The 24550-nt window shown below is 62.1% G+C and carries 26 protein-coding genes; 18 read left to right on the plus strand and 8 right to left on the minus strand.

Translation table 11 applies throughout. From position 1 onward, the window contains the following. The first annotated feature begins 127 nt into the window (after positions 1–127). From AC1DS5_RS18225 to AC1DS5_RS18250, 6 genes are all read left to right on the plus strand, one after another. On the plus strand, positions 128–1117 hold the full coding sequence (locus AC1DS5_RS18225) for a Bug family tripartite tricarboxylate transporter substrate binding protein (RefSeq protein ID WP_477719659.1): 990 nt from the start codon (positions 128–130) through the stop codon (positions 1115–1117). A 375-nt stretch (positions 1118–1492) separates the two neighbouring features. Next, on the plus strand, positions 1493–2272 hold the full coding sequence (locus AC1DS5_RS18230) for a GntR family transcriptional regulator (protein WP_477719660.1): 780 nt from the start codon (positions 1493–1495) through the stop codon (positions 2270–2272). Then, complete coding sequence (locus AC1DS5_RS18235) at positions 2269–3069, plus strand: transporter substrate-binding domain-containing protein (protein WP_477719661.1); 801 nt, start codon at positions 2269–2271, stop codon at positions 3067–3069. Before AC1DS5_RS18230 ends, AC1DS5_RS18235 begins: the two co-directional genes overlap by 4 nt. Positions 3070–3218: 149 nt before the next feature. Next, positions 3219–3881 carry an amino acid ABC transporter permease gene (locus AC1DS5_RS18240; protein ID WP_477719662.1) on the plus strand — a complete coding sequence of 221 codons (663 nt, stop codon included), beginning with the start codon at positions 3219–3221 and terminating at the stop codon, positions 3879–3881. A gap of 94 nt (positions 3882–3975) precedes the next feature. After that, positions 3976–4629, plus strand: coding sequence for an amino acid ABC transporter permease (locus AC1DS5_RS18245; RefSeq protein ID WP_477719663.1), 654 nt, complete (start codon positions 3976–3978; stop codon positions 4627–4629). Further along, a complete protein-coding gene (locus AC1DS5_RS18250; protein WP_477719664.1) occupies positions 4613–5422 on the plus strand; it encodes an amino acid ABC transporter ATP-binding protein in 810 nt (269 codons plus the stop codon). Before AC1DS5_RS18245 ends, AC1DS5_RS18250 begins: the two co-directional genes overlap by 17 nt. A gap of 43 nt (positions 5423–5465) precedes the next feature. Here AC1DS5_RS18250 and AC1DS5_RS18255 read toward each other — a convergent pair whose 3' ends face one another. From AC1DS5_RS18255 to AC1DS5_RS18270, 4 genes are all read right to left on the minus strand, one after another. Further along, positions 5466–6812 (minus strand): YVTN family beta-propeller repeat protein, encoded by a 1347-nt coding sequence (locus AC1DS5_RS18255; RefSeq protein ID WP_477719665.1) that lies wholly within the window; start codon positions 6810–6812, stop codon positions 5466–5468. 54 nt (positions 6813–6866) lie between these two features. Beyond that, the gene (locus AC1DS5_RS18260; protein ID WP_477719666.1) at positions 6867–7688 is read right to left on the minus strand and encodes a creatininase family protein; all 822 of its coding nucleotides are present in this window, start codon (positions 7686–7688) and stop codon (positions 6867–6869) included. 64 nt (positions 7689–7752) lie between these two features. After that, positions 7753–8223, minus strand: coding sequence for a Cd(II)/Pb(II)-responsive transcriptional regulator (locus AC1DS5_RS18265; protein WP_477719667.1), 471 nt, complete (start codon positions 8221–8223; stop codon positions 7753–7755). Between the two features lie 13 nt (positions 8224–8236). Further along, complete coding sequence (locus tag AC1DS5_RS18270) at positions 8237–9295, minus strand: DMT family transporter (RefSeq protein ID WP_477719668.1); 1059 nt, start codon at positions 9293–9295, stop codon at positions 8237–8239. Positions 9296–9548: 253 nt separating this feature from the next. On the opposite strand from AC1DS5_RS18270, the gene AC1DS5_RS18275 reads away from it, so the two are divergent. The 10 genes from AC1DS5_RS18275 to AC1DS5_RS18320 all read left to right on the plus strand — a co-directional run bounded on the left by AC1DS5_RS18275 (position 9549) and on the right by AC1DS5_RS18320 (position 17510). Then, positions 9549–10175, plus strand: coding sequence for a cation efflux transmembrane domain-containing protein (locus AC1DS5_RS18275; RefSeq protein ID WP_477719669.1), 627 nt, complete (start codon positions 9549–9551; stop codon positions 10173–10175). A gap of 97 nt (positions 10176–10272) precedes the next feature. Next, positions 10273–10719 carry a hypothetical protein gene (locus AC1DS5_RS18280; RefSeq protein ID WP_477719670.1) on the plus strand — a complete coding sequence of 149 codons (447 nt, stop codon included), beginning with the start codon at positions 10273–10275 and terminating at the stop codon, positions 10717–10719. A 112-nt stretch (positions 10720–10831) separates the two neighbouring features. Beyond that, entirely contained in the window at positions 10832–11170 is a 339-nt protein-coding gene (locus AC1DS5_RS18285) for a hypothetical protein (RefSeq protein ID WP_477719671.1), read from the plus strand. Positions 11171–11181: 11 nt separating this feature from the next. Then, on the plus strand, positions 11182–12597 hold the full coding sequence (locus AC1DS5_RS18290; RefSeq protein WP_477719672.1) for a TolC family protein: 1416 nt from the start codon (positions 11182–11184) through the stop codon (positions 12595–12597). A 31-nt stretch (positions 12598–12628) separates the two neighbouring features. Beyond that, a complete protein-coding gene (locus AC1DS5_RS18295) occupies positions 12629–14041 on the plus strand; it encodes a multicopper oxidase family protein (protein WP_477719673.1) in 1413 nt (470 codons plus the stop codon). 79 nt (positions 14042–14120) lie between these two features. Continuing rightward, entirely contained in the window at positions 14121–14645 is a 525-nt protein-coding gene (locus AC1DS5_RS18300) for a cupredoxin domain-containing protein (RefSeq protein ID WP_477719689.1), read from the plus strand. Next, the gene (locus AC1DS5_RS18305; protein ID WP_477719674.1) at positions 14626–15126 is read left to right on the plus strand and encodes a DUF411 domain-containing protein; all 501 of its coding nucleotides are present in this window, start codon (positions 14626–14628) and stop codon (positions 15124–15126) included. The genes AC1DS5_RS18300 and AC1DS5_RS18305 overlap by 20 nt, the downstream gene beginning before the upstream one ends. An 11-nt stretch (positions 15127–15137) precedes the next feature. Then, complete coding sequence (locus AC1DS5_RS18310; RefSeq protein WP_477719675.1) at positions 15138–15434, plus strand: copper-binding protein; 297 nt, start codon at positions 15138–15140, stop codon at positions 15432–15434. 135 nt (positions 15435–15569) lie between these two features. Then, positions 15570–15896 (plus strand): copper-binding protein, encoded by a 327-nt coding sequence (locus AC1DS5_RS18315; protein WP_477719676.1) that lies wholly within the window; start codon positions 15570–15572, stop codon positions 15894–15896. Between the two features lie 192 nt (positions 15897–16088). After that, positions 16089–17510, plus strand: a complete 1422-nt coding sequence (locus AC1DS5_RS18320; protein WP_477719677.1) for a TAXI family TRAP transporter solute-binding subunit — start codon at positions 16089–16091, stop codon at positions 17508–17510. A 175-nt stretch (positions 17511–17685) separates the two neighbouring features. Here AC1DS5_RS18320 and AC1DS5_RS18325 read toward each other — a convergent pair whose 3' ends face one another. From AC1DS5_RS18325 to ettA, 3 genes are all read right to left on the minus strand, one after another. Beyond that, positions 17686–18066, minus strand: coding sequence for a hypothetical protein (locus tag AC1DS5_RS18325; RefSeq protein ID WP_477719678.1), 381 nt, complete (start codon positions 18064–18066; stop codon positions 17686–17688). A gap of 175 nt (positions 18067–18241) precedes the next feature. Then, a complete protein-coding gene (locus AC1DS5_RS18330; protein WP_477719679.1) occupies positions 18242–18778 on the minus strand; it encodes a DUF1415 domain-containing protein in 537 nt (178 codons plus the stop codon). Between the two features lie 144 nt (positions 18779–18922). Then, positions 18923–20584 (minus strand): energy-dependent translational throttle protein EttA, encoded by a 1662-nt coding sequence (gene ettA, locus AC1DS5_RS18335; RefSeq protein WP_477719680.1) that lies wholly within the window; start codon positions 20582–20584, stop codon positions 18923–18925. Positions 20585–20954: 370 nt separating this feature from the next. Between ettA and AC1DS5_RS18340 the strand changes: the two genes are divergently transcribed. Further along, on the plus strand, positions 20955–22694 hold the full coding sequence (locus tag AC1DS5_RS18340; protein WP_477719681.1) for a DEAD/DEAH box helicase: 1740 nt from the start codon (positions 20955–20957) through the stop codon (positions 22692–22694). Further along, positions 22636–23265 carry a Rossmann-fold NAD(P)-binding domain-containing protein gene (locus AC1DS5_RS18345; RefSeq protein ID WP_477719682.1) on the plus strand — a complete coding sequence of 210 codons (630 nt, stop codon included), beginning with the start codon at positions 22636–22638 and terminating at the stop codon, positions 23263–23265. The genes AC1DS5_RS18340 and AC1DS5_RS18345 overlap by 59 nt, the downstream gene beginning before the upstream one ends. Positions 23266–23440: 175 nt before the next feature. Here AC1DS5_RS18345 and AC1DS5_RS18350 read toward each other — a convergent pair whose 3' ends face one another. Next, entirely contained in the window at positions 23441–24496 is a 1056-nt protein-coding gene (locus AC1DS5_RS18350; protein ID WP_477719683.1) for an IS630 family transposase, read from the minus strand. Between the last annotated feature and the right edge of the window lie 54 nt (positions 24497–24550).

A 24550-nucleotide genomic window follows, 5' to 3' on the forward strand; every position in this document is an offset into this window, starting at 1 on the left:
AAAGCGCCCTGAGCGCTGCGCACAGAACGTGAAAGCCTTGTTTTTTTCATCCATCCATTCATCCATCCATCCATCGCTGGCCCCTGTGCATCGATCCACACGAAAAACAGAGAAACAAAGACACACTATGCGCCACATTACCCTGCCCGCCGCTTTCTCGACCCTGCCCCGCATCCTCGTGGCGGCGCTGCTGCTCGCCAGCGCCACGGCGTTCGCCGCATTTCCCGACAAGCCGATCCGCGTGGTGATCGGTTTCCCGGCGGGCGGCCCGCTTGACCAGCATGCGCGACTGCTGACCGAGCGGCTGCAGGCGGTGCTGGGCCAGCCCATCGTGATTGACTACAAGTCGGGCGCCGGCGGTACGGTGGGCGCCCAGGATGTCATGAAGGCAGCGCCGGACGGCTACACGCTGATGCTCGCCAACACCGGCGTGATGGTCATCAACCCGGCCCTGTACACCCGCCTGCCCTACAGCACGCTGAAAGACTTCACGCCGATCGCGCGCACCGCCATGCAGCCGCTGGCGCTGCTGGTGAACCCCAAACTGCCGGTTAACACGCTGAAGGAGTTTGTGGACTACACGCGCGCGCGGCCCGGCCAGGTCAACTACGGCTCTGCCGGCAACGGCGGCATCAGCCACCTGGTGCCCGAAATGTTCAAGAACGCCACCGGGCTCTTCATGGTTCACATTCCCTACCGCGGCAGCGCGCCGGCCTTCACCGACCTGATGGCCGGGCAGGTGCAGTTCATGGGCGAGTCAATCCCCCAGGCGGCCAATTACCACAGGCAAGGCAAGGTGCGGGCGCTGGCCGTCACCAGCCGTGAGCGCAACCCCGCCCTGCCCGATGTGCCCACCGTTATCGAATCGGGTTTCAAGGGTTTTGAGGTGGTGGGCTTTTACGGCTTCCTGGCGCCTGCCGGCCTGCCCAAAGACATCACGGCCAAATTGAGCGATGCGTTCAAACAGGTGATGAGCAGCCCCGACATCCGCAACCGCATGGTGACCCAGGGCGCCGACCCGGCGTTCATGGGCAGTGAAGAGTTTGGCCAGTTTCTGGCGGCTGAAATGCCGCGCTGGGCCCAGGCGGTCAAGGCCTCGGGCGCGAAGCTCGACTGACCCGCGGAGGAGGAGGAGGAGGAGGAGGCACGCGATCACCGCGCGGGCGATGCCTTGGCGCGACGCTTCACTCCACCCGGCCAGCAAATCGGGCAAGGACCCGGGCCACGGTACTTGTGCCCGCGGCTGCAGGTTTTCCAGCCACCGCGATTGGGACGATTGGGATGTTCCATGGGCGCCTCCTGTCGCCTGATCACTCAAGCGCCAAAAAATGCTAGCGCGGCCGCTCCCGGCCTGCAATGCCTGCGTTTGGTGCGGGGCCGGCCCCAAAAGCTGCAATTTGATGCATCAGCACACCACTGAGGTGCACATATCTTGTATACCAGCCAGCCAAATCAGTCCAGATCCTGGCACGGGATATGCACTGCTTCCTGCATGACCACGGCTTCCCACATCAGCAATCGCATCATTGAAGCCGTGATGGCGCAAAAGCTGGCGCCCGGCGCGCGTCTGGGTGAGCAGCAGCTGGCCATGCTGTTTGACTGCAGCCGCACCATCGTGCGGGAAGCCCTGACCCACCTGGCCGCGCGCGGCATCGTCACGGTCAGTGCGCGGCGGGGCTGGTATCTCATTGAGCCCTCCAGGGAGGAAGCGCGTGAAGCCTTCGAGGCGCGGCGCGTGATCGAGATGGGGCTGATTCGCTGCACCCGCGACGTCAGCAAGTCCGCCCTCAAGCAGCTCAAGAGCCACCTGACCCGCGAAAAAGCGGCGGTCAAGGGGGAAGACGTCGGCCTGCGCAGTTTTCTGCTGGGCGACTTCCATGTGTGCCTGGCCGAATGCCTGGGCAACAACCTGCTGGCTGACACCCTGCGCGACTTCACCGCACGCACCACCCTGATCGCCATGCTGTACCAGTCCTCGCACGATGCGGCCCAGTCCTGCGAGGAGCATGTGCGCATTGTGCAGGCCCTTGAAAAAGGCGACCTCGTGCTGGCCGAACAACTCATGCACGCGCATATCGGCAGCGTGCAGGCGGGCCTGCAGCTACAGGCTGCGGGCGGCGATCCGCTGGCGCACCTGCGCAGCGCGCTGAGCCCGCTTTCGCCCGCAAAAGCCAAATCGGCACAAGAGTTGCCCACCAGTGTTCGCAAACCCGGCCGGCGCCCGGCCAAACCCTCTGAAGAATCCTCAACCTATCTAGGAGCCCTGCTATGAAGTTATCCCAACTCTCCAAACGCCTGTTTTCCCTGAGCATGATGTCGGCCGCCTTGCTGGTAACCGCGGGCGTGCAGGCACAAACGGCGCTGGACGACGTGATGAAGGCCAAAAAAATCACCATCGCCATTCCGACCGACTTTCCGCCGTATGGTTTTGTCGGCACCGACCTCAAGCCGCAAGGCCTGGACATCGACATGGCCAACTACATCGCCGCCAAGCTCGGCGTCGAGATTGAGCTGACACCTGTCAGCAGTGCCAACCGCGTGCCCTACCTGCAAACCCGCAAGGCTGACCTGGTGATCTCCACCTTGGGCAAAAACGCCGAGCGCGAAAAAGTCATCGACTTCACGGCCGCTTACTCGCCTTTCTTTCAGGCTGTCTTTGCGCCCAAGTCCATGAGCATCAAGAGCTTTGCCGATCTGGCGGGCAAAAGCATTGGCGTGACGCGCGGCGCGATTGAAGACCAGGAACTGACCAAACTCGCCCCGGCGGGCGCAGACATCAAACGCTTTGAAGACAACAACGCCACCGTGTCATCGTTCGTCGCAGGCCAGGTGCAACTGATTGCCACGGGTGCCTCAGTCGCCGGCAACATGATGGCCAAAAACCCGCAACTCGCTGCCGAGTACAAACTGCTGCTCAAGGACTCGCCCAACTTCATTGGCGTGGGCAAGGGCGAAGACAAGCTGCGCCTGAAGGTCAATGAAATCATCGCAACGGGCAAAAAGGCAGGCGACATTGACAAGATGGCCGTGAAATGGCTGGGTCGCCCTGCCGGTGATTTGCCACAGTAAATATTGCACACCCCCGTTGGGGCTCGCTTTGCGTAGCCCCCTCCCCCTTGCAGGGGGCGCCGCTGGTGGCCCGGCAAAGCCGGTTCCACGGCGGCCTTGGTAGAGATGCAGAAGAGACTGTCGTTATTTTTTAAAAGGAGTGAAGCCAGATGCGGGTTGAGTTGGACTTCATCGCGGTCTTGAGCCAGTGGCCCTTGCTCGCCAAGGGTGTGCTCTGGACGGTGGGCCTGACGGTCATCTCTGCGATGATGGGCGTGGTAGCGGGCGTGGCGTTTGCCTGGGTCCGATCGCACGGCGCACCCTGGCTGAAATGGATCGTAGGTACCTATGTGGAACTCATCCGCAACACGCCCTTCATCGTGCAGCTCTTCTTTGTATTCTTTGGCCTGCCCGCGGCGGGCGTCAAGCTCTCGCCCGAGGTTGCTTCCATCATCGCCATGGTGATCAACCTGAGCGCCTACGCGACAGAGATCATTCGTGCCGGGATTGACGCCACGCCCAAAGGGCAAATTGAGGCCGCGATGAGCCTGGCGCTGAACCGCATGCAGACCTTTGTGCGCGTGGTCTTGCCGCCCGCACTCCGAAAAGTATGGCCTTCACTCGTCAGCCAGATCATCATCGTGATGCTGGGCTCGGCGGTGTGCGGGCAGATTTCGACCGAAGAGCTGAGCTACGCCGCCAACCTGATTCAAAGCCGCAACTTTCGCGCCTTTGAGGCTTACATCCTGGCCACGCTGGTTTACCTGACGCTGGCTGTCGGGGTAAGACAACTGCTCAACTGGCTGGGTCCGCGTTTCCTTTTTGGCAGATAAATAAATATGCCCCCACACTTACTCACTACATGTAGTTCGCTGCCCCCCGAGGGGTCGCAGGCCTGCTTGGGGCAGCCCGGCGCGAGGCCTGACCATGGTTGAATTTTCCGTCTGGGACATTTTTCGCAACCTTTTGCTGGCCGCCCGCTGGACGGTGGTGCTGTCACTGATCGCCTTTGTCGGCGGCGGCATTGTTGGCCTGCTCTTGCTGGTGGCCCGGCTTTCCAAACTACGCGGCATGAACACGCTGGTCGGTGGCTATGTGCAGCTGTTTCAGGGCACGCCGCTGTTGATGCAGCTTTTTCTGGCTTACTTCGGCCTTGCGCTGTTTGGCATCAAAACCTCTGCCTGGGTTGCCGCGTCGGTCGCGCTCACGCTGTACACCAGCGCTTTTCTGACCGAAATCTGGCGCGGCTGTGTGGCGGCTATCCCCAAGGGGCAATGGGAGGCGGGCCAAAGCCTGGCGCTGAGTTTTCGCGAGCTGCTGCTGCATGTGGTCCTGCCGCAGGCCATCAAAATCGCCATTCCACCCACGGTCGGTTTTCTGGTGCAAGTGGTGAAGGGAACCGCTCTCGCCTCGGTGATTGGTTTTATCGAACTGACCAAGGCGGGCACCATGATTACCAACGCCACCTTCAAGCCCTTTGTGGTGTACAGCTGTGTGGCCCTTTTGTACTTTGCGCTGTGCTTCCCCATCAGCCTGTACGCCAAGACACTGGAGAGAAAAATCAATGCAAACCGCCAATAACACCGTTGAAGAAACAACCATTGAAGAAGCTGCCATCAATGTGGCGCCCGCTTCTGGCCGTGCCATTGTGCAAATCACGGCCCTGCGCAAATCGTATGGCACGAATGAAGTGCTCAAGGGTATTGACCTGCGAGTTTCGCAGGGCGAAGTAATCGCCATCATCGGCAAAAGCGGCTCGGGCAAGAGCACGCTGCTGCGCTGTATTAATGGTCTTGAAGTGTTTCAGCAAGGCGCGCTCACAGTAGATGGCAAGCCTTTGCTGCATGAAAGCGCCATGGCCATGCGCGAGTTGCGCCAACGCGTGGGAATGATCTTCCAGAGCTTCAATTTGTTTCCTCACCTCACCGTGGGCAAAAACATCATGCTGGCCCCGTCGCTGGTGAAAAAGAAAGACGGTGCCGCAGCCACCGAGCAGGCACGCAAACTGCTCCACCGCGTGGGCCTCGCAGAAAAATTTGATGCCATGCCCGATCAGCTCTCCGGTGGCCAACAGCAACGCGTGGCCATCGCACGGGCGCTGGCCATGGAACCCGGCGTGCTGCTGTGCGACGAAATCACCTCGGCGCTGGACCCGGAATTGGTCGGCGAAGTGCTGCGCGTGGTCGAAAGCCTGGCCGACGAAGACATGACGCTGCTGATGGTGACGCACGAAATGAACTTTGCCCGCAAGGTCTCAGACCGCGTGATCTTTATGCACCAGGGCCGCGTGCATGAGATGGGCCCGCCTGCGGAGGTGTTTGGCAACCCGCAGACGCCTGAACTCAAACAGTTTTTGTCGTCACTGCACGATTAGGCAAGGAGGCGGCAAGGAGGCAGGACTGCCACCCTGCAGCCCCTTAGCGCAGGTTGCCCGTGTGGCCCAAAGAAAAGCGGCCCGGCTGTGGCCACACGGTCAGGCCGTGCGGCTCGCGCCCCACCTTGATTTTTTCCACCGCGCCTGTGTCGGTATTGAAGCGGTAGGCCACGTTGTCGTAGCGCCCGCCCAGCCAGAGGTATTTGCCGTCGCCGCTGACGTTGCCCATGTCGGGGCTACCGCCGCCTGGAATGGTCCAGTTTTTGGTCACGGCGCGGCTGGCAAAGTCAATCACCGACACGCTGCCTTTGCCGCCCGGTGTGCCGCGAATCTTGTTGCTGCCGCGGTTGGCCACGTACAGGCTCTTGCCGTCGCGGCTGGGGTAAAGGCCGTGGGCACCCACCCCGGTAGGAATAAAGCCGATCTGCCTGAAGGTTTCGCCATCCACCACATGAACGCCATCGACCATCATGTCGGCCACAAAAAAGGTCTTGCCGTCTGGCGAGATGCGCACGTCTTGCGGCATGCCCGGCGTGGTGCAAATGTCGGACCCTGGCTTGCCGGGGTCGGCAATGTAGCGTGGTTTTTTGCCTGGCGCGGCAATGGCGGCCAGCGCATCCGGGCGGTCAAAGTAAGGGGAGAGCTTGATCGTACCCATCACGCTTCGGTTCACCAGGTCGATTTTTGTCATCGAACCGTTGAACTCACAGGTAAACAAGGCATATTTTCCGTCGATGGAAAAATCGGCATGGTTGATGCCTGCGCACTGGGGCGTGGGAATGGAAAACTTCATGACCATTGTGCGCGCATCGCGAAAGTCCAGCCGCTTGTAGGCCTCGGCCACCACAATGGCGTATTGCCCATCGGGCGACCAATACAGGTTGTAGGGGTCGTCCACGAGCACTGATTTGCCGGGCTTGCCTGTTTTAGGGTCAATCGGCGTCAGGCTGCCATCGGTGCGGCCCTCGGCATTGTTGGCCACCCACAGGGTGCGCAAGTCCCAGGCGGGCACCACGTGTTGCGGGTGGACGCCGACCTTGAAGGTGTCGATGACTTTCAGCGTGTTGGGATCAATGACCGACACCGTGTTGTCACTCCGGTTGGGCACATAGACCCGCTCCAGCGCGCCGCTCACCGCAGGACTCCAGCGGCCAGGCGCAATTTCGCTATAAAGATTGGTTTTGTCCAGGGCCGCGGGCATGCCGCTCACCATGTCGATAGGCCCACCGGGTTTGGCCGCTGGGCTAGCGGCTGCCGTGGCCGATGCCCCAGCCGTTGGTGCTACCGCCTTGGTGGCGGTTTGGGCAAGCGCCCACGACCCGGCCACCGCTAAACCTGCAGCAAGCAGCGCTGCCGCCACGCCATAATTTTTACGCATTTGCTTCAGCATGTTACTTTTCACTTTCAAAACGGGTCACTGGCCCAAGGCTCAAAAAAACAAAATCTAGCGCGGCAAGGCCACCGCTTTTTTAATGGCCTCAGTGGCAATTTTAACGACCGCGTCCACCCCCAGTTGCCCATTGGCCGCGCTGGACGCACGGGGGTCCCCGAGGGTGCCGCCACGCCAGCCCGCACGCGCCGCCTCGGCAAAGCGCTCCGGCTTGACCATTGTGCTGTCAATCGCCATCAGCAAAGAGGTATCGGCTGACCCGGCATGAGTGCCAATTTCAGCCTCGCTCAGGCCTTTGGCCTTGAGCGCCGCCACGTAGGCAGTTTGCGTGGCGCGGTAATACTCGCCAATGTAGTGCGCGCGTACCGGCGTTTTGGCCCAGTCCTTGTTCAGGCCCTGCGCCACGGCGGCCAGCGCGGCCTGGTAGTTGCCGCTGTCGCCCACCAGCACCACATCGCTGAAGCCGTGCTTCTTGAAGCTGCGCGCGGCCCCGCGCAAAATGCTTTTGAAGGCGTCCTCGGGCACAGAGAGGGTGCCAGCAAACTGCATGTGCTCGGTGGGCGGCTCCACCGAGCCTTCTGGGGTGTAAGACAGCACCGGGGCCACCAGCGCATTGCCCAGCGACACCGCAATCTTGCCGGCCAGCGCTTTGGCCCGCGTATTGTGCTTGCCCAACGCCATGTGGGGCCCGTTTTGCTCGGTGCCGCCCACCGGAATGATGAGGGTGGTTTTTCCGGCGCGTAGCGCAGCACTGACCTCCTGGGTGGTCAGGTCTTCAATAAACACACTGCCCTGTGCAGCGCTCATGGCCGGCAGGCAGGCCAGGCCTGCCAGACACAAGCAGGCCAGCGCCTTGCGCCCGTAACTTTTCACCATAAAACTCCCGCTGATTTTTGACAACAAACGCACACTGACCTGAGAGCGTAACGCAAGCGTGACCTCAGACGTGCCGCTTGACCGCTGCGGTCGGCTTTGCCTGCACAGGCAAGGCATCGGCCCGCTCATGCAACGCTTCAATGGTGTGGCAAAGCGCATCGGTGCCGTCGCAGCGGTCGCGCAAGGCCTTCAGGTCTTTTTCAAGGGTCCTCAACTCCGCCAGGCGCGCGCGCACATGGACCAGGTGCCCATCCAGCGATTCGCGTGCCGTGGCGCAGTCCGCCTTGCGGGTCAGGTCCAGCGCCAGCAGGGTACGCACCTCGTCCAGCGACATGTCCATGGCGCGGCACAGGCGGATGAAGCGCAGCCGGTGCACATCGCCATTGCTATAACAACGATAGCTGTTCTCGCTTCTTCCATGCGGGCTCAGGAGCTTTTCCTTTTCATAAAACCGTATGTTGGTGGCCGGCACGCCGCTCAGGGCGGCCGCCTCGCTGATGCGGTACGGTGCCGGGGTCGTGCTGTCAGTGCGCATGTCGCTACTCCTTTCAGTGGTCATGGCGATGATGGGCATCGGGGTAATGCGCATGGCTGTGGGTCATGGGCTCGTGGCGGTGGCGGTGCGAATGCGGCCCCTCAACCGCAGGTACATGCTCATGCGCATGGTGCTCATCATGCGAATGCAGGTGCTCGTGTTCCAGCGCCTCGTGCTGGTGCACATGCGCATGGTGTTCGGTCAGGTGCAGCCAGATTCCGAGGCCCATGAGGGCGGCGGCGGCCAGCAACTGCCAGGTGACGGGTTCGCCCAGAAAAATCACCGCACACAGCGCGCCGACAAATGGCGCGGTGGAGAAATAAGCGCCGGCGCGCGAAGCGCCAAGGTGCCGCAGGCCCACCACAAACAGCGCGAGGCTGACGCCATAAGCCAGCAAACCGACCAGCATGGCAACCGGCACCTTGGCCAGCCCGGGCAGCGCCGCACCGGCCAGAAAAGCCAGCAGCAGATTCGTGGCGCCGGCGGCCAGCCCCTTCACGCAGGCAATCCATGACGCATCGGCCAACGCGACCTTGCGCGTGAAGTTGTTGTCCAGCGCCCAGAACAGGCAAGCGAGCGTCACCGCGAGCGCGGGCCACAGCGAGGTCAGCGCCATTGCACCGGGCACATCCTCCTGCTGAGGCCAGCTCAACAACAAGGCGCCCGCCACGATGGCCGCCATGCCGAGGGCAATGCGCCTGTCGAAGTTCTCGCGAAACACCACCCAGGCCAGCAGCGCCGTCAGCACCGCTTCCGCATTGAGCAGCAAGGCCGCATGGCTGGCCGGCATCGCCGACAGGCCCCACATCAGCAGGACGGGAGCGATACCGCCGCCACACACTACCGCCGCGACCAGCCACCCTATTTCACCCGGATTGAGGCGGGGGGTAGCGGCCCGCCGCAGCCAGCGATACAGGCCCAGGCCCAAGCCAGACCCGAGATACAGCAGCCCGGCCAGCATCCACGGGCTGACCTGGTCCAGCAGCCACTTGGCCAGCGGTGTGCCTGCGCCAAACAGGAAAGCCGACGCCAGCGCCGCAACAATCCCCGGTTGCCAACGCGCAATTTGCATATTCAAGTTCCTGATCCCCTTAAACCAACCCTTAAACCATTCACTATCTTCGGTCACATTCGGCCACGTTCAGCCACATTCAAGCGGACAACACCGGGCCAACACCATCATTGGACACAGCTTGCAACAACGCCGTCCACTGCGCAGCCGCTTGTCCCCGGTAACGGCCGGGCCATTCAAACGCGAGGCTTGACCTTGAAGTGGGTTCAGGGTTTCCAATCTTGCCATCAACCCTGAATCTGGAGAAGCCCCCATGTCGGCCCATTGCTGCCACGATGACCACAACGCCGTCAACAGGGCCCACAGCCCGCGTTACAGAAAAATCCTCTGGATGGCACTCGCCATCAACCTGGCCATGTTCGGCGTGGAGGTAGGGGCGGGCCTGCGTTCCGGCTCGGTGTCGCTGCTGGCTGACGCAATTGATTTTTTTGGCGATGCGGCCAATTACGGCATCACACTGGCAGTGCTGTCCGCAGGCCTGCTCTGGCGCGCCCGCACCGCCCTGCTCAAGGGTGCCAGCATGCTGCTGTTTGGCGTGTTTGTGGTGGCCAGGGCGCTGTGGATGCTCACACAAGGTGGCACGCCCGAGGCGTTCACCATGGGCGCCATCGGCCTGCTTGCGCTGCTGGCCAACGGCGGCGTGGCCGCCATGCTGTACGCCTGGCGCGACGGCGACGCGAACATGCGCGGCGTCTGGCTCTGCACACGCAACGACGCCATCGGAAACATCGCGGTGATGCTGGCGGCGCTCGGCGTGTTCGGCACCGGCACGGCCTGGCCCGATCTGGCGGTGGCGACGGTGATGGCGGGCCTGGCCATCACCAGCGGCTGGGCGGTGCTGCGGCAGGGCCTTCAAGAGTTCAAAACCGCGACATCCTGACGCTACGTACTAATGTAAAGCTGCCTACTGAAGCTGCGTACTCAGGCTGCATTTTGAATCGGCCGGAACTTTTCACCACATCCCCTATCATTCAACGATGCGTTTTTTGCTCCTTGCCCTGATGATCGCCCTGCTGCCCCTGCGCGGATGGATGGGTGACGTGATGGCAACCGAAATGGCAGCCAGCCAGGGGCAGGCCCGTCAAATTGCCGCAAAAACCATGGCATCCCATGCCCACAGTGCGGGGGAAACCAATCATTTTCACCAGGAAATGACCGCACCGGAGGCCACGCAACCAGACGCGCAACTGGACACGCCATCTGCCTCGCCATCGAACCCTGACTGCCTTGACCATGCCACTGATGCAGCATCTCACGGACAGTGCGGGTCCTGCCCGGCCTGCCAGGCCTGTCATACGGTGGCGCTGTCTTTCGCCGCACTGACGCTGCGACCGGTCTTTCATCCCTTCACCCTGCCCGCTTCAGCGGCAGCGCAATTTGCCAGTGCCGAAGCCGCACTCGGCCAAAAACCACCCATTTCCTGATCTTCAGGCCCATAGTGGGCCTGTACTTGCAGCCGGCACGGTCTTCAGCATCCGTCCAGCCGGCCTAAGCGCGATGTCGCCGTCGCCTCAGCATGTCATTCAGGAGATTTTTGTGAGCATTCGTTTCATTTCAAACCCCGCCCCAGGGCTGGTCGCACTGCCCGTGCTGGCGCTGGCCTTGTGGACCAGCGCCGCCCATGGACAGGCCGCATCACCGGCGGCACCGGACGCACCTGCAACGGCCATGCCGGGCACCACGCCAGCCGCGTTTCGCTCGGCGCTGGAGGGCTACCAGCCTTACACCGACGAAAAAACCGTCAACTGGAAAGAGGCCAACGACACCACCGGCCGGATCGGTGGCTGGCGTGAGTACGCCAAAGAGGCGAGGCAGCCGCAGACGCCAGATGCGGCAGCCAAGCCCGATCCCCGCGCAGTGCCAGCCAAACCGTGACAGGAAAAAGCATGAAAACGATTTTTCGATTGAGCGCCCTGGCCGCGGCAAGCCTGGTGCTGGCAGGCTGCGCCTCGGTCAACGTTGATCAGGCCGTGCGTGACACCAATGACACGACCAACACCTTTACCCAAGGCAAGCTGGAGCTCAGTCGTACCGAGCAGCAGGGGAAAGCCAGAGCCAAGCTGAGCAGCGAGCTGCTGGCCAAGCCTTTAACGATGGACGAGGCTGTACAGCTCGCTTTGGCGAACAGCCCGGCCGTGCAGACCCTGTTGGCGCAAAGCTGGGCCGACATGGCTCAGGCCAACCAGGCCGGCCGCATTGCCAACCCCGTCTTCACGTTTGAGCGAATCCGCTTTGCTGACGAACTGGAACTGGGCCGGCTGCTGTCGTTTGGATTGCTGGATCTGCTGACCCTGCCCCGGCGCCAGGAGATTTCACGTGGCCAGGTCGCGCAGGCCAAGGTGCAGCTCAGCGCCAATGTGGTTGAGCAGGTGACCCAGGTACGCCAGACCTGGGTACGCGCCGTGGCCGCACAGCAGACCTTGCACTATGCAAACCAGGTCAACAACACCGCGCAGGTGAGCGCGGAACTGGCGCGGCGCATGCAGCAGGTGGGCAATTTCACCAAGCTGCAGCGGGCACGCCAGCAAAGCTTTTATGCCGATAGCGCGGCGCAGCTGGCATCCGCCCAGCATGCGGCTACGGCCGCCCGTGAAGAACTGACGCGCCAACTGGGTTTGACGGACGCGCAAGCCGCGCAACTCAAGCTGCCTGAGCGCCTGCCCGACTTGCCCAAAGAGCCGCGCCAAGCCGGTATGGTGAGCACCAACGCCACGCAGCAACGCCTGGACGTGCAGATGGCGCGCAACCAGCTCGAGATCGCCGGTAAATCACAAGGCTTGAACTTGATCGCCAGTCTGGTTGACGTGGAACTTGGCATACGCCGAGACACGGTGTTCGACAACGCGGCGGGTACCAGCACGCCGCGCAAGGGCTATGAGCTGGGCATTCGCCTGCCGATTTTTGACTGGGGCTCAGCCCAGCGTGACGCGATGAATGCGCAATCACTGGCCGCCGCCAACCGCTATGAAAGCACCGTGCGCAGCGCCTCGTCGCAGTTGCGCGAAAGCTACTCGGCCTACCGCACCGCCTACGACGTGGCCCGGCATTACCGCGACGAGATTGTGCCGCTGCGCAAGACCATGGCCGAAGAAAACGTGCTGCGCTACAACGGCATGCTGATCGGGGTGTTCGAGCTCCTGGCCGACACCCGCGAGCAGATCGCCAGCGTGACGGCGGCGATCAATGCTTACCAGCAGTTCTGGCTGGCCGATGCCGCGCTTGCCGCGTCCATGACCGGCAAGCCCACCACCTTGATGATGGCCGCACCCACTTCCGGCGGCGGCGAAACGGCCGGTCACTGATGGCCGCACAAACTGATGAATCGGAATTGACATGACAAACAGAAGAAATTTTCTGACAGGCGCTGGCGCACTGACTACGGCAGTCGCAGCCGCGGCAGTCAGCAGAGTTGCCATGGCGGCGCTGCCGGAGCCGGTCCTGCAGACAAAACCCGACACCATGCCGCCGCTGGTGCCCACTACCGGCCACCCCTACAACCCGGTCGTCACGCTCAATGGCTGGACGCTTCCCTGGCGCATGAACAACGGCGTCAAGGAGTTCCACCTGGTGGCCGAGCCGGTGGTGCGCGAAATGTCTCCGGGCTTCAAGGCCCATCTGTGGGGTTACAACGGCCAGTCGCCCGGCCCGACCATCGAGGTGGTGGAAGGCGACCGGGTGCGCATCTTTGTCACCAACAAACTGCCGGAGCACACCAGCGTGCACTGGCACGGGCAGCGCCTGCCCAACGGCATGGACGGCGTGTCGGGCCTGACCCAACCCGCCATTGCACCGGGCAAGACCTTTGTCTACGAATTCGTGGCCCGGCGCCCGGGCACCTTCATGTACCACCCGCATGCCGACGAGATGACGCAGATGGCCATGGGCATGATGGGCTTCTGGATCACCCACCCGAAGGCGAAGCACCCGCTGATTGACGAGGTGGACCGTGACTTTGTGTTCCTGCTCAACGCCTACGACATCGACCCGGGCGCCTACACACCCAAAATCATGACCATGCTCGACTTCAACCTGTGGAGCTGGAACAGCCGGGTCTTTCCGGGCATTGACCCGCTGGTGGTGCGCAAGAATGACAAGGTGCGCATCCGCATGGGTAACCTGACCATGACCAACCATCCCATCCATCTGCACGGGCATGAATTTGTCGTGACCGGCACCGATGGCGGCCCCACACCGAAAGCGGCGCGCTGGCATGAGGTGACGACCGACGTGGCCGTGGGCCAGATGCGGCAGATCGAGTTCCTGGCCGACGAGGAAGGGGACTGGGCCTTTCATTGCCACAAGAGCCACCACACCATGAATGCGATGGGCCACGACGTGCCCACGATGATTGGCGTGGACCACCGCCAGGTCGCACGGGACATCACCAACGTGATTCCCGACTACATGGTGATGGGCGAACGCGGCATGGCCGACATGGCCGAGATGGAAATGCCCCTGCCCGACAACACCGCGCCCATGATGACAGGCACGGGACCTTTCGGCTCTGTCGAGATGGGCGGCATGTTTTCAGTGCTGAAAGTGCGCAAGGACCAGAAGCCCGGTGACTACAAGGACCCAGGCTGGCACAAGCACCCGGCCGGTGAAGTCGCCTATGAATGGACGGGCTCTCTGCCTAACCCCGCACGTTTTGCCGCAGAGGGAGGAAAATCAATGCCCGTTCAGAACATGCCGATGAAAGAAGTCGAAGTCCAGGTCCGCAAGCCCATGGGCGCCATGAAACACTGACATACCAGACACTGACAAACCAGGCATCGATATGAAGCACGCATACATTTTTTTACCAATATCGTTGAAAAGGCATTCCATGAAATTACGTAACACCCTGCTCGCGCTGCCTTGCGCGTTGCTGTCCCTGTCGGCGCTGGCGGCGGGCAACCACAGCGGTTCCCACGCGGACGACGCGATCGGCAAGCCTGGCGTCGCATCTCGGGTGACACGCACGGTGGTCGTCGACATGACGGATGACATGCGCTTTCACACCTCGAAAATTCCCGTCACGCAGGGCGAGACGATCCGCTTCGTCGCCAGGAACCTTGGCAAGGTCAAGCACGAGTTGGTGCTGGGCTCGGAAAAAGACCTGAAGGAGCACTACGAAGTGATGAAAAAAAACCCGGAGATGGAGCACGAAGACGCCAACATGGTGACGGTCGCGCCAGGCAAAAGCGGCGAGATCATCTGGCAATTCACCCGGGCGGGCAAGGTCGACTTCGCCTGCCTGCAGCCCGGGCACTATGAGGCCGGCATGAAGGGGCTGGTGAATGTAGCCAACAGCAAGGTACTGATTAAAGAAAATGGTAAAGGAGATGGCCATGCAGACCATAAACATTGAGAACGTTTCCCGCCGGGCGGCGCTCCGGCTGCCGCTGGCTGCACTTGCGGCTGCGCTGCTCACGCAACCCCTGCACGCGCTGGCACGCAGCGGCCCGCCCCAGATCACGGTCTGGAAAGACCCGGACTGCGGCTGCTGCCAGGACTGGGTCAAGCACCTGGAAGCCGGTGGCTTTCAGGTGCAGGTGAACAGCGGCGGTAATACCGCAGCCAGAACCCGGCTCGGCGTGCCTGAAAAGCTGGGCTCCTGCCACACCGCGCTGGTGGGCGGCTATGCCATCGAGGGCCATGTGCCCGCCCGGGAAATCCACCGTCTGTTGAAAGAGCGTCCATCGGTCATCGGCCTTGCCGTGCCCGGCATGCCGGTCGGCTCACCGGGTATGGATGCACCGGTTTATGGCGGGCGCAAGGACCCGTATGACGTGCTCCTCATCAACCGCGATGGCAGCAGCCGTGTTTATCAAAGTTACCACCGCACCTGAAGGATCATTCGATGCAAAGCTTTAAACCCCTGATCACCGTTCTTCTGGCTGCTTGCGCCCTGAGCGCCTTTGCACAGGCCCCCTCATCGACGACCGAGGCCGAGGTCCGCAGGGTCGACAAGGATGCCGGCAAGATCACGCTCAAGCATGGCGAGATCAAAAACCTCGAGATGCCCGGCATGACCATGGTGTTTCAGGTCCAGGACCGCGCCCTGCTGGAGCAGGTAAAGGCTGGCGACAAGGTCAGCTTCACCGCGGACAAGATCAACGGGGCGTATACCGTGTTGTCCATTCAGGCCCTCAAGTAAGCGGTCTATTTATCTATCCATTGATCATTGCTCCTGCGGTTCAATCTCTCCGAATTGGAAATTGAACCTCCCGCAGCCCGGCGGACGTGTTGAAAAAGGGCAACCGATGCACTGCCCCATCTTCTGGAGACTGGAATGAGGAAACTTCTATTTTCGCGGCCCACACTGGTGCTGGCGGCGCTGTTCGCGGCGGTCACCCTGGCACCGGCGCACGCCGGCCCGCCACCGGCTACCCAGACAGAAGTGGTCAGCGCCCGGGTCGTCCAGGTCGACGCTGACCGCGGCATCGTGACGCTTCGGCACGAGCGCATCAAGAGCATCGACATGGGCGCCATGACCATGCCTTTCAAGGTGAAAGATCCGGCCATGCTGAAGCCGCTCAAAGCCGGCGACAAGATTCGCTTTTCAGTGGAGCTGCAAGATGACGAGCCGGTCATCACCCGGATCCGGGCGACGAAATGAAGAAGGGCATCCATGCGCTAGCGCGCCCTGCCCCGTCGACCCTGCGCTGAGGCGCGTCTGCCTGCGAATCCGCGCAAGTTCCGTCCGCGTTTACCTGGCCAGCCTGGCGGTCTGCGCAGTGGGCGGCTGGTTTGCCTTTGTGCAGCCTCTGCTGCAGGCGTTTTGAACGCCCTCCATGCTATGGTTCGCAACATGCCTAAAACCATACGCTACACGCTGCTATCGCTGCGCGATCTGGCCGTCTCCGCCGGCCCTTTCATTTTGCTGGCCGTCTCGCTGCTGGTGCTGGCCTACTGGTGGCTGGATCCGAATCCGCCCAAGCGGGTGGTTCTGGCCACAGGCCCTGCACAGAGCGCCTATGAAGAGTTTGGCAAGCGCTACGCACGCATTCTTGCGAAGGATGGCATCGAGGTCGTGTTGCTGCCCTCCGAAGGATCGGCCGCCAATTTGCAGCTGCTGCGCGAGGGCAAGGCCGACCTGGGATTCGTGCAGGGTGGCACGGGCGAAGCGGGCGTGGACAACGATGAAAAGCTGGAATCGCTGGGCAGCCTGTTCCTGGAACCGGTATGGCTGTTTTACCGGGAGGCCGCTGCACGCAAAGTCACGTCAGAGGCCAACGCAAGCATGGGGGCTACCGAGCGTAGCGCAGGGCCGCCCCAAGCAAGCTCAGCCCCCTCGGGGGGCAGCGCAGCACGCGAAGCGGCAAGCGTGGGGGCTACATTGAGCGCCTTGACGCAACTGCAAGGCTTGCGCGTCAACGTCGGCACCCCCGGCAGCGGTGTGCCTAACCTGATGAGCAAGCTGCTCGAAAGCAACCGCATTGACGGCAGCGCGCTGAAAATTTCCCGACTCGAACAAACCCCCGCCACCGTCGCCTTTCTCGGCGGCGAGCTCGACGCCATTGTGTTCGCGTCGGCCCCCGAGTCGCTCATGGTGCAGATGCTGCTGCAAACGCCCGGCGTCAAGCTCATGGACTTTGCGCAGAGTGAAGCCTACTCGCGACGCTTTGAGTTCCTGAGTCCTGCGGTGCTGCCGCGCGGCGTGGTGGATCTGGCCGCCAATATTCCACCGCAGGATGTCCGCCTGGTCGCGCCCACCACCACCTTGCTCACGCGGGCCGGCACGCATCCGGCGCTGCTGCAGCTGTTTGCGCTGGCCGGCAACGAGATCCATGGCAGTGCCGGCTGGTTCAAGCGGGCGCGCGAATACCCGAATGTGAAGAACAACGAATTGCCGGTGGCCAAAGAGGCCGAGCGCAGCATTCAGGCCGGTGCGCCGCTGCTGCAGCGCTACCTGCCCTTCTGGGTGGCCAACCTGGTCGAACGCATGTGGCTGGTCATGGGCATCATCATCGCGGTGCTGCTGCCGCTGTCGCGCATCGTGCCGCCGCTCTATGAGTTTCGGGTGCGTTCGCGCATTTTCAGATGGTATGGCCAGCTGCGAAACATCGAGAGCCGGGCCGGGCAGGCAGAGGCTACGGGCCCGCTGATTGACGAGCTCAACCAGATGGAAAGCCGCGCCGAAAAAATTGTCGTCCCGCTGTCCTACACCGACGAGCTCTATGCGCTGCGCAACAACATCCAGCTGGTGCGCCAGAAGCTGCAACAGCGGTAGCGCCACTGGCGACAGTAGCGGCCCGTCAAGCATCGCCCACCCCGGTGGCGGTACAGGAAAGCTTGACCGCCGGCGCTCCGGTAAACACGTGTGGAGCGCAGGCGCTCAAGCCGTTTTTCCTGGCTGTTCAGGCTTCAGGGCCTGCCAGCTTCCTCTTCCATCCTCTCCTGATGATTCAGGGGAAAGTGAAGTTGGTAGTGATCGTGGCGCCGGACGTCAACACGGGGAGCATGGCCGTCTTGTCCGAAAATCCGGTCAGGCTTGCCCGCAGCGTGTATTTGCCGGCAGCGCCCGCATCGGCCACAAATACCAGCGGGCCGGGTACTGCCACGTAGGGCGCCACTTGCGGCGCGTCGACGGGCAGCAGGTAGGAATAGTTGCCCAGGCCATCCACAAAACGCCCCGCCACTTCCACCGTGGTGCCGCCCGTCAGGATCTGTTGCGCACGCACCAGGGTGTCCAGCGGTGCAGTGCCGTTCACGGTACCGGTGGCGGAAACCGGTGGGTTGAGCGCGGTGCCGGCGGTATTGAGGGCCGTCACCGTGTCTGTCACCACAGGCACGCTGGTGACGACGGCCGTGGCGCGGCCCGATCCTGTGAGTACCAGCGTATAGCTGCCCGGGGCAACCGGTTGACCCCGACCTCAGGAAGTATCCTGTTCAGAAGGCAGAGGCTGTCGACAGATCAACCCGTCAGCGCAGGTGGTCGACTGATTTCCCTGACAGCCTGCCTTACAAATCCAGGGCCTTCCACCCGTCCAGCCCCAGCTTTTCCAGCGTCGCGATGTTCTGTTCAAAAATCGCATCAGCCTCGGGAAAGGCCGCCACCGCACGCGCCACACTCTCCTCGCGCAGCAGGTGCAGGATGGCGAACGGCGCGCGGTTGGTGTAGTTGCTGATGTCGTCGGGTTCGGTACCGTCAAACTGGAACTGCGGATGAAAGCTGGCCAGCTGGACCACGCCGTCAAGGCCGTGCTCGTCCACCACGCCTTCGGCGATTTCCAGGAAATCGTTGAAGTCCAGGAAGTCTTCGAACAGCGTGGGGTGAATCAGCAGCGTGGTATCGACCTCTTCGGCCGGCGTGGCCACCAGCAGGTCCAGCTCGCGGTCCAGCTCTTCGAGCAGGTCGTCCGCATGCCGGGCATGGCTCACCACCAGGCGCACCTGGTTCTTCACGTACACCGCCTTGGCAAACGGGCACAGGTTAAGCCCGATCACGGCTTTTTCGAGCCAGTGACGGGTTTGAGTCAGGACTTCGTCGTCGGTCATACCTATCTCCAGGGAGCTACACGCAGTGAGCGATCGTGGGGATTCTTCACCCCAGCAGGGGCCGCGGAACCGGCTTAGCCGGGCCGCAGGCGCAGCGGCCCCCCCGGGGGGCAGCGCATTACACGAAGTGAAAAGCGTGGGGGCTCAATGCAATGCCTTAAAGCGCACGCGCTTGGGCTTGGCACCCTCTTCACCCAGGCGTTTTTTCTTGTCGGCTTCGTATTCCTGGTAGTTGCCGTTGAAGAAGGTCCACTGGCTGTCGCCTTCGGCGGCCAGGATGTGCGTGGCAATGCGGTCGAGGAACCAGCGGTCGTGGCTGATGACCATGACGGAGCCGGCGAATTCGAGCAGTGCGTCTTCGAGCGCGCGCAGGGTTTCCACGTCGAGGTCATTGGACGGTTCGTCAAGCATCAACACGTTGCCGCCGGCGATCAGTGTCTTGGCCAGGTGCAGGCGCCCGCGCTCACCGCCCGACAGCATGCCGACGCGTTTTTGCTGGTCGGCGCCGTTGAAGTTGAAGCGTCCCGCATACGCGCGGCTGGGCATGGTGAATTTGCCGACGGTGAGCAGGTCAAGGCCGCCCGAGATATCTTCCCAGACGGTTTTTTCGTTGGCCAGGTCATCACGGTGCTGGTCCACAAAAGCCATGCGCGCTGTCTTGCCGATCGCCACTTCGCCGCTGTCCGGCTGCTCTTTGCCGGCAATCAGCTTGAACAACGTGGACTTGCCCGCACCGTTGGGGCCGATGATGCCGACGATGGCGCCGGCCGGCACCTTGAAGCTCAGGTTGTCGATCAACAGGCGGTCGCCGAAGGACTTGCTGACGCCCTTGAACTCAATGACCTCATTGCCCAGACGCTCGGCCACCGGGATGAAAATCTCGTTGGTCTCCACGCGTTTCTGGTATTCAAAATCAGACAGCTCTTCAAAACGTGCCAGACGCGACTTGCTCTTGGCCTGGCGCGCTTTCGGGTTCTGGCGTGACCACTCCAGTTCCTTTTTCAGCGCCTTGGCGCGGGCCTCTTCACCCTTTTGCTCCTGGGCCAGCCGTTCACCTTTCTGGTCGAGCCAGCTGCTGTAGTTGCCTTTCCAGGGAATGCCGTGGCCGCGGTCCAGTTCCAGAATCCATTCGGCCGCGTTGTCCAGGAAGTAACGATCATGGGTGATGGCCACCACGGTGCCCGAATAGCGCTGCAGAAACTGCTCCAGCCAGTCCACCGATTCGGCGTCCAGGTGGTTGGTCGGCTCGTCCAGCAGCAGCATGTCGGGCTTGGACAGCAGCAGGCTGCACAAGGCCACGCGGCGTTTTTCACCACCCGACAGAACACTGATCTGGGCGTCCCAGGGCGGCAGGCGCAGCGCGTCGGCGGCAATCTCGAGCTGGTGCTCGGAATCTGTACCCGAGGTGGCGATGATGGCTTCCAGGCGAGCCTGCTCGGCGGCCAGGGCATCAAAGTCGGCATCGGGCTCGCCGTAGGCCGTGTACACCGCTTCGAGCTGGGCCTTGGCGGCAAATACCGCACCCATGCCGGCCTCGACACTCTCGCGCACCGTGTGCCCGGGGTCGAGCTTGGGCTCCTGCGGCAGATAGCCAATGTTCAGCCCCGGCATCGGGGTGGCTTCGCCTTCGATCTCGGTGTCCAGGCCGGCCATGATCTTGAGCAGCGTGGACTTGCCGGAGCCGTTGGTGCCCAGCACGCCAATCTTGGCGCCTGGGAAAAAGCTGAGCGACACCTCTTTGAGAATTTGGCGCTTGGGCGGCACGATTTTGCCGACCTTGTTCATGGTAAATACGTACTGGGCCATCAGGATCAACTTTGGTAAAAATGAAAAACAATGCAAAAAAACGGGCTGCACGCGGCCTGTAACCGCTATTTTTACAGGCTTTTTGCAGGGTCATCTGCAGGCTAAAACCACGCGCTGCGCCTCTGGGGCAACGCCTTTTGGCAAGGCGTGTTTTTTGCGTGAACCCTCCGATTATCGTTCCGTGCGACAATACGCGGGTTGCTGGCTCCAGTTGCCTGCAACATTTGGGCACATCCCGGGTATTACTTTCAGTACTTACTTACGATGTTTTTTGGCCCGATTTTCTGATCCCATCTGCCTTTGACTGGCGGGTTGCTTTCAAACAAGGCGCCCAACAGGCCGATCTATAGCACCCCAGCGGTGCAACACCATGACATTTGAAGAATTGAAATTGGCCCCGGCCATTCTTAAAGCCGTGCTTGAGCAAGGTTATGACACCCCCACGCCCATCCAGGCCCAGGCGATTCCCGCCGTGCTGGCCGGCGGCGACCTGCTCGGCGGCGCCCAGACGGGTACCGGCAAGACTGCCGCGTTCACCCTGCCCTTGCTGCAGCGCCTGTCTACCGAACCCCGGTTGACCAACCGGCGCGGCGTCAACGCCGTGCGCGCCCTCATCATGACGCCGACCCGCGAGCTGGCCGCGCAGGTCGAAGAAAGCGTACGCACCTACGGCAAGTATCTGGAACTCACCTCCATGGTGATGTTCGGCGGTGTCGGCATGGGGGCCCAAATCGACAAACTGCGCCGCGGCGTGGACATCCTGGTGGCCACCCCCGGCCGCCTGCTCGACCATGCAAGCCAGGGCACGCTGGACCTGAGCCAGGTACAGATCCTGGTGCTCGACGAAGCCGACCGCATGCTCGACATGGGCTTCATCCACGACATCAAGAAGGTGCTGGCGCTGGTGCCCAAGCACAAGCAGTCGCTGCTGTTCAGCGCCACCTTCAGCGACGAGATCCGCGAACTGGCCAATGGCCTGCTGCGTGACCCCCTGCACATTCAGGTGACGCCGCGCAACACCACCGTGCAGCGCATCACGCAGACAATCCATCCGGTGAGCCGCAGCAAAAAGAAGGCGCTGCTGACCCACATCATCAACGAGCACAACTGGAGCCAGGTGCTGGTGTTCACCCGCACCAAGTTTGGCGCCAACAATGTGGCCGAGCACCTGACCAAAAACGGCATCGAAGCCATGGCCCTGCACGGCAACAAGAGCCAGACCGCCCGCACCCAGGCGCTGCAGGGTTTCAAGGACGGCACGATTCGCGCGCTGGTCGCCACGGACATCGCAGCCCGCGGCATTGACATCGACGAGCTGCCGCACGTGGTGAACTACGAGATCCCCAACGTCAGTGAAGACTATGTGCACCGCATCGGCCGCACCGGCCGCGCCGGCAATAGCGGCGAGGCGGTGAGCCTGGTGTGTCTGGACGAAGAAGGCTTCATGCAGGACATTGAGCGCTTTACCAAGCAGAACATTGAAAAAGTGCTGGTGCCAGGTTTTGAAGCCGAGCCCGGCGAAAGAGCCGAGCCGCTGGCCATGGGTCGCCAGACCATCTGGGGCGGCCTCGGCAAGCCCCCGAGCCGCGAAGTGATGCAGGCTGCCGCCAAGGCAGCACGCAGCGAAATGATGCAGCGCATTCGTGACACCAAAGGCTCCCAGCCTGCGCGTGGCGCGAATGGCGGTGGTAACGGCAGCGGTAATGGCGGCGGCAACGGCCGCGGACGTGGCCCCGCCGGTGGCGGCAATGGCAGTGGCAATGGCAGTGGGCGCGGCCCGCGCACCCCCAACCCAGGCCAGCCTCGCCAGAATTCGGGTTATTCGCAAGGCGGTCAGCCTGCCCAGCCGAGACATGCGCAGGCGCGTCAGCGCGACGAGCAACCCCGTGCGCCGAGGAATGACTCACGCAGCGAGCCCCGCAATGACTTTGACAACCATCAGCCCGCCAGCCACGCCTCTTCCGGGTTCCCATCATCCGGCCAACCCACCGGCAACCGCAACAACTTCCGGGGCAACCGCTCCGGCGGTGGCGGCGGCTCGGGTGGCGCTGGTGGCCGGGGCAACGGGCCTCGTCGGCCAGGCGGTCCTGGCTCGTTTACTGGCCGATAAGGCCTACTCGACGGTCTACGCGGTGGGCCGTCGCGCACCAGCCCGGCAGCACGCCCGGCTGGTGGTGCAGGTGACGGATTCGTTCCACGGATTTACCGCACCGGCGGCCGATGACATCTTCATCGCGCTGGGCACCACGATCAAGGTGGCGGGCAGCCGCGAGGCTTTTCGCCTCGTTGATTTTGATGCGGTGGTGGTAGTGGCACGCGCGGCTCGCGCCGCCGGCGCCACCCGCCTGGGTGTCGTCAGCGCCATGGGTGCTGATAGCCAGTCGCCGGTTTTCTACAACCGCGTCAAAGGCGAAATGGAAGATGCCGTTAAGGGCTTGGGGTTTGAGACCGTGGTGATCGCGCGTCCCTCCCTGCTCGCAGGCGACCGCGCCTCGCTGAGGCAGGCGCAACGCCCCGGTGAAAAATGGGCGCTGGCCGCCATGGCTTTGTTCAAATTATTGATCCCGAACAACTACCGGGCCATCCCGGCGGACGATGTGGCCGCCGCCCTGATCACCGCTGTACAGCTTGGCCGGCCCGGCCCTCGCGTGCTGCTTTCAGGCGAAATGCGGTCGCACTGAGTTTTCCCGGGCCTCCAGTGTGGTGCTGCACGCTATCCCGTACATAAAACCGCGTCTTTTTACCCATGTCGGCGTTGCAAATCCGCGCAATAGCGGAACTATTGCTATGGTTTGCGCCTTGCCCTGAACAAAAATCCATCGGTTTTATTTGTACCGTCAAGCATGCAACACCACACTAGTGGACTGTAACGATTGAATCGGGAGTAATGCGCCGTGACAGATCGCAGTATTTCCACTTTACGGGTTTGGGTTGCTCGTTGTACTGACGGATGTAGCGCATGAGCTTTCTCTTGAGATCAGGCAAGGACGTAAACACGCCACGGGCGATGACATCGCGCTCGATCTTGGCAAACCACAACTCCACTTGGTTGAGCCAGGACGAGTACGTCGGGGTGAAATGCATATGAACGTTGCTGTGAGTGGCCAGGAACTCGTCAACATGCTTTGTCTTGTGGGCCGAGAGGTTGTCCGCGATGACGTGGATCTCTTTGCCCTTGGGCTGATTGGCCACGATGTCGGTGAGAAACGCCACGAACTCGGCCGAGGTGTGCCGAGCTGCGGTCTTGCCCATCACCTCGCCGGTCTTGGTGTTGAAGGCGGCGTACAGCGAGAGCGTGCCGTGCCGGAAATACTCAAAGCCGTGCCGCTCGGCGCGCCCCGGTGACAGCGGCAGCACCGGGTCCAGGCGATCCAGCGCCTGAATCGCGGTCTTCTCATCGACACTGAACACCACGGCGTTCTGAGGCGGGTTCAGGTACAGCCCGATGACATCAGCCGCCTTGCTCTCGAAGTCCGGATCGTTGGAGGTGAGATAGCCTTCGAGCAGATGCGGCTTGATGCCGTGCTTGGCCCAGATTCTGGCCACCGTCATGTGCGAGATGTCGCCGCCCAGTTCGGCCGCCAACTTGCGCGAAGACCAGTGCGTGGAGCCGTCAGCAGGCTTGTGTTTGGTGGTGCGCGCCAGCACCCGCGCTTCCATGTGATCGGTCACCTTGTAGCGCTCGCGCCCGGCATGACGAGCGAACAGGCCGGCCAGGCGATCACTTTCAAAGCGCTTGCTCCAGCGATCGATGTAGCTGTCGCTGCAATCCAGCTTGGTGCGAATCTCCGCCCAAGTGAGCCCATCGGCCAGCAGCAGGATCAATCGGGCGTGGCGCGCCGAATCGGCTCGGGCGTTCCTCGCTGCAGCTTGCTGTTGAAGTTCCATGCGTTCGCTTTTGGTCAGTTTCATCGCAACCTCCATGGCCACAATGATACTTCCGTTTTAAACGTTACAGTCCACTAG

It is taken from the genome of Polaromonas sp. P4_H1 (genome assembly GCF_056400945.1).

Coding starts and splice junctions, on each gene's coding strand:
- AC1DS5_RS18265 (WP_477719667.1), bottom strand. CDS start 8,223: ATGCGCACTGACAGCACGACCCCGGCACCGTACCGCATCAGCGAGGCG.
- AC1DS5_RS18320 (WP_477719677.1), top strand. CDS start 16,089: ATGCCTAAAACCATACGCTACACGCTGCTATCGCTGCGCGATCTGGCC.
- AC1DS5_RS18315 (WP_477719676.1), top strand. CDS start 15,570: ATGAGGAAACTTCTATTTTCGCGGCCCACACTGGTGCTGGCGGCGCTG.
- AC1DS5_RS18250 (WP_477719664.1), top strand. CDS start 4,613: ATGCAAACCGCCAATAACACCGTTGAAGAAACAACCATTGAAGAAGCT.
- AC1DS5_RS18330 (WP_477719679.1), bottom strand. CDS start 18,778: ATGACCGACGACGAAGTCCTGACTCAAACCCGTCACTGGCTCGAAAAA.
- AC1DS5_RS18350 (WP_477719683.1), bottom strand. CDS start 24,496: ATGAAACTGACCAAAAGCGAACGCATGGAACTTCAACAGCAAGCTGCA.
- AC1DS5_RS18300 (WP_477719689.1), top strand. CDS start 14,121: ATGAAATTACGTAACACCCTGCTCGCGCTGCCTTGCGCGTTGCTGTCC.
- AC1DS5_RS18235 (WP_477719661.1), top strand. CDS start 2,269: ATGAAGTTATCCCAACTCTCCAAACGCCTGTTTTCCCTGAGCATGATG.
- AC1DS5_RS18305 (WP_477719674.1), top strand. CDS start 14,626: ATGCAGACCATAAACATTGAGAACGTTTCCCGCCGGGCGGCGCTCCGG.
- AC1DS5_RS18290 (WP_477719672.1), top strand. CDS start 11,182: ATGAAAACGATTTTTCGATTGAGCGCCCTGGCCGCGGCAAGCCTGGTG.
- AC1DS5_RS18245 (WP_477719663.1), top strand. CDS start 3,976: ATGGTTGAATTTTCCGTCTGGGACATTTTTCGCAACCTTTTGCTGGCC.
- AC1DS5_RS18280 (WP_477719670.1), top strand. CDS start 10,273: ATGCGTTTTTTGCTCCTTGCCCTGATGATCGCCCTGCTGCCCCTGCGC.
- AC1DS5_RS18225 (WP_477719659.1), top strand. CDS start 128: ATGCGCCACATTACCCTGCCCGCCGCTTTCTCGACCCTGCCCCGCATC.
- AC1DS5_RS18230 (WP_477719660.1), top strand. CDS start 1,493: ATGACCACGGCTTCCCACATCAGCAATCGCATCATTGAAGCCGTGATG.
- AC1DS5_RS18310 (WP_477719675.1), top strand. CDS start 15,138: ATGCAAAGCTTTAAACCCCTGATCACCGTTCTTCTGGCTGCTTGCGCC.
- AC1DS5_RS18240 (WP_477719662.1), top strand. CDS start 3,219: ATGCGGGTTGAGTTGGACTTCATCGCGGTCTTGAGCCAGTGGCCCTTG.
- AC1DS5_RS18270 (WP_477719668.1), bottom strand. CDS start 9,295: ATGCAAATTGCGCGTTGGCAACCGGGGATTGTTGCGGCGCTGGCGTCG.
- ettA (WP_477719680.1), bottom strand. CDS start 20,584: ATGGCCCAGTACGTATTTACCATGAACAAGGTCGGCAAAATCGTGCCG.
- AC1DS5_RS18255 (WP_477719665.1), bottom strand. CDS start 6,812: ATGCTGAAGCAAATGCGTAAAAATTATGGCGTGGCGGCAGCGCTGCTT.
- AC1DS5_RS18340 (WP_477719681.1), top strand. CDS start 20,955: ATGACATTTGAAGAATTGAAATTGGCCCCGGCCATTCTTAAAGCCGTG.
- AC1DS5_RS18260 (WP_477719666.1), bottom strand. CDS start 7,688: ATGGTGAAAAGTTACGGGCGCAAGGCGCTGGCCTGCTTGTGTCTGGCA.
- AC1DS5_RS18275 (WP_477719669.1), top strand. CDS start 9,549: ATGTCGGCCCATTGCTGCCACGATGACCACAACGCCGTCAACAGGGCC.
- AC1DS5_RS18295 (WP_477719673.1), top strand. CDS start 12,629: ATGACAAACAGAAGAAATTTTCTGACAGGCGCTGGCGCACTGACTACG.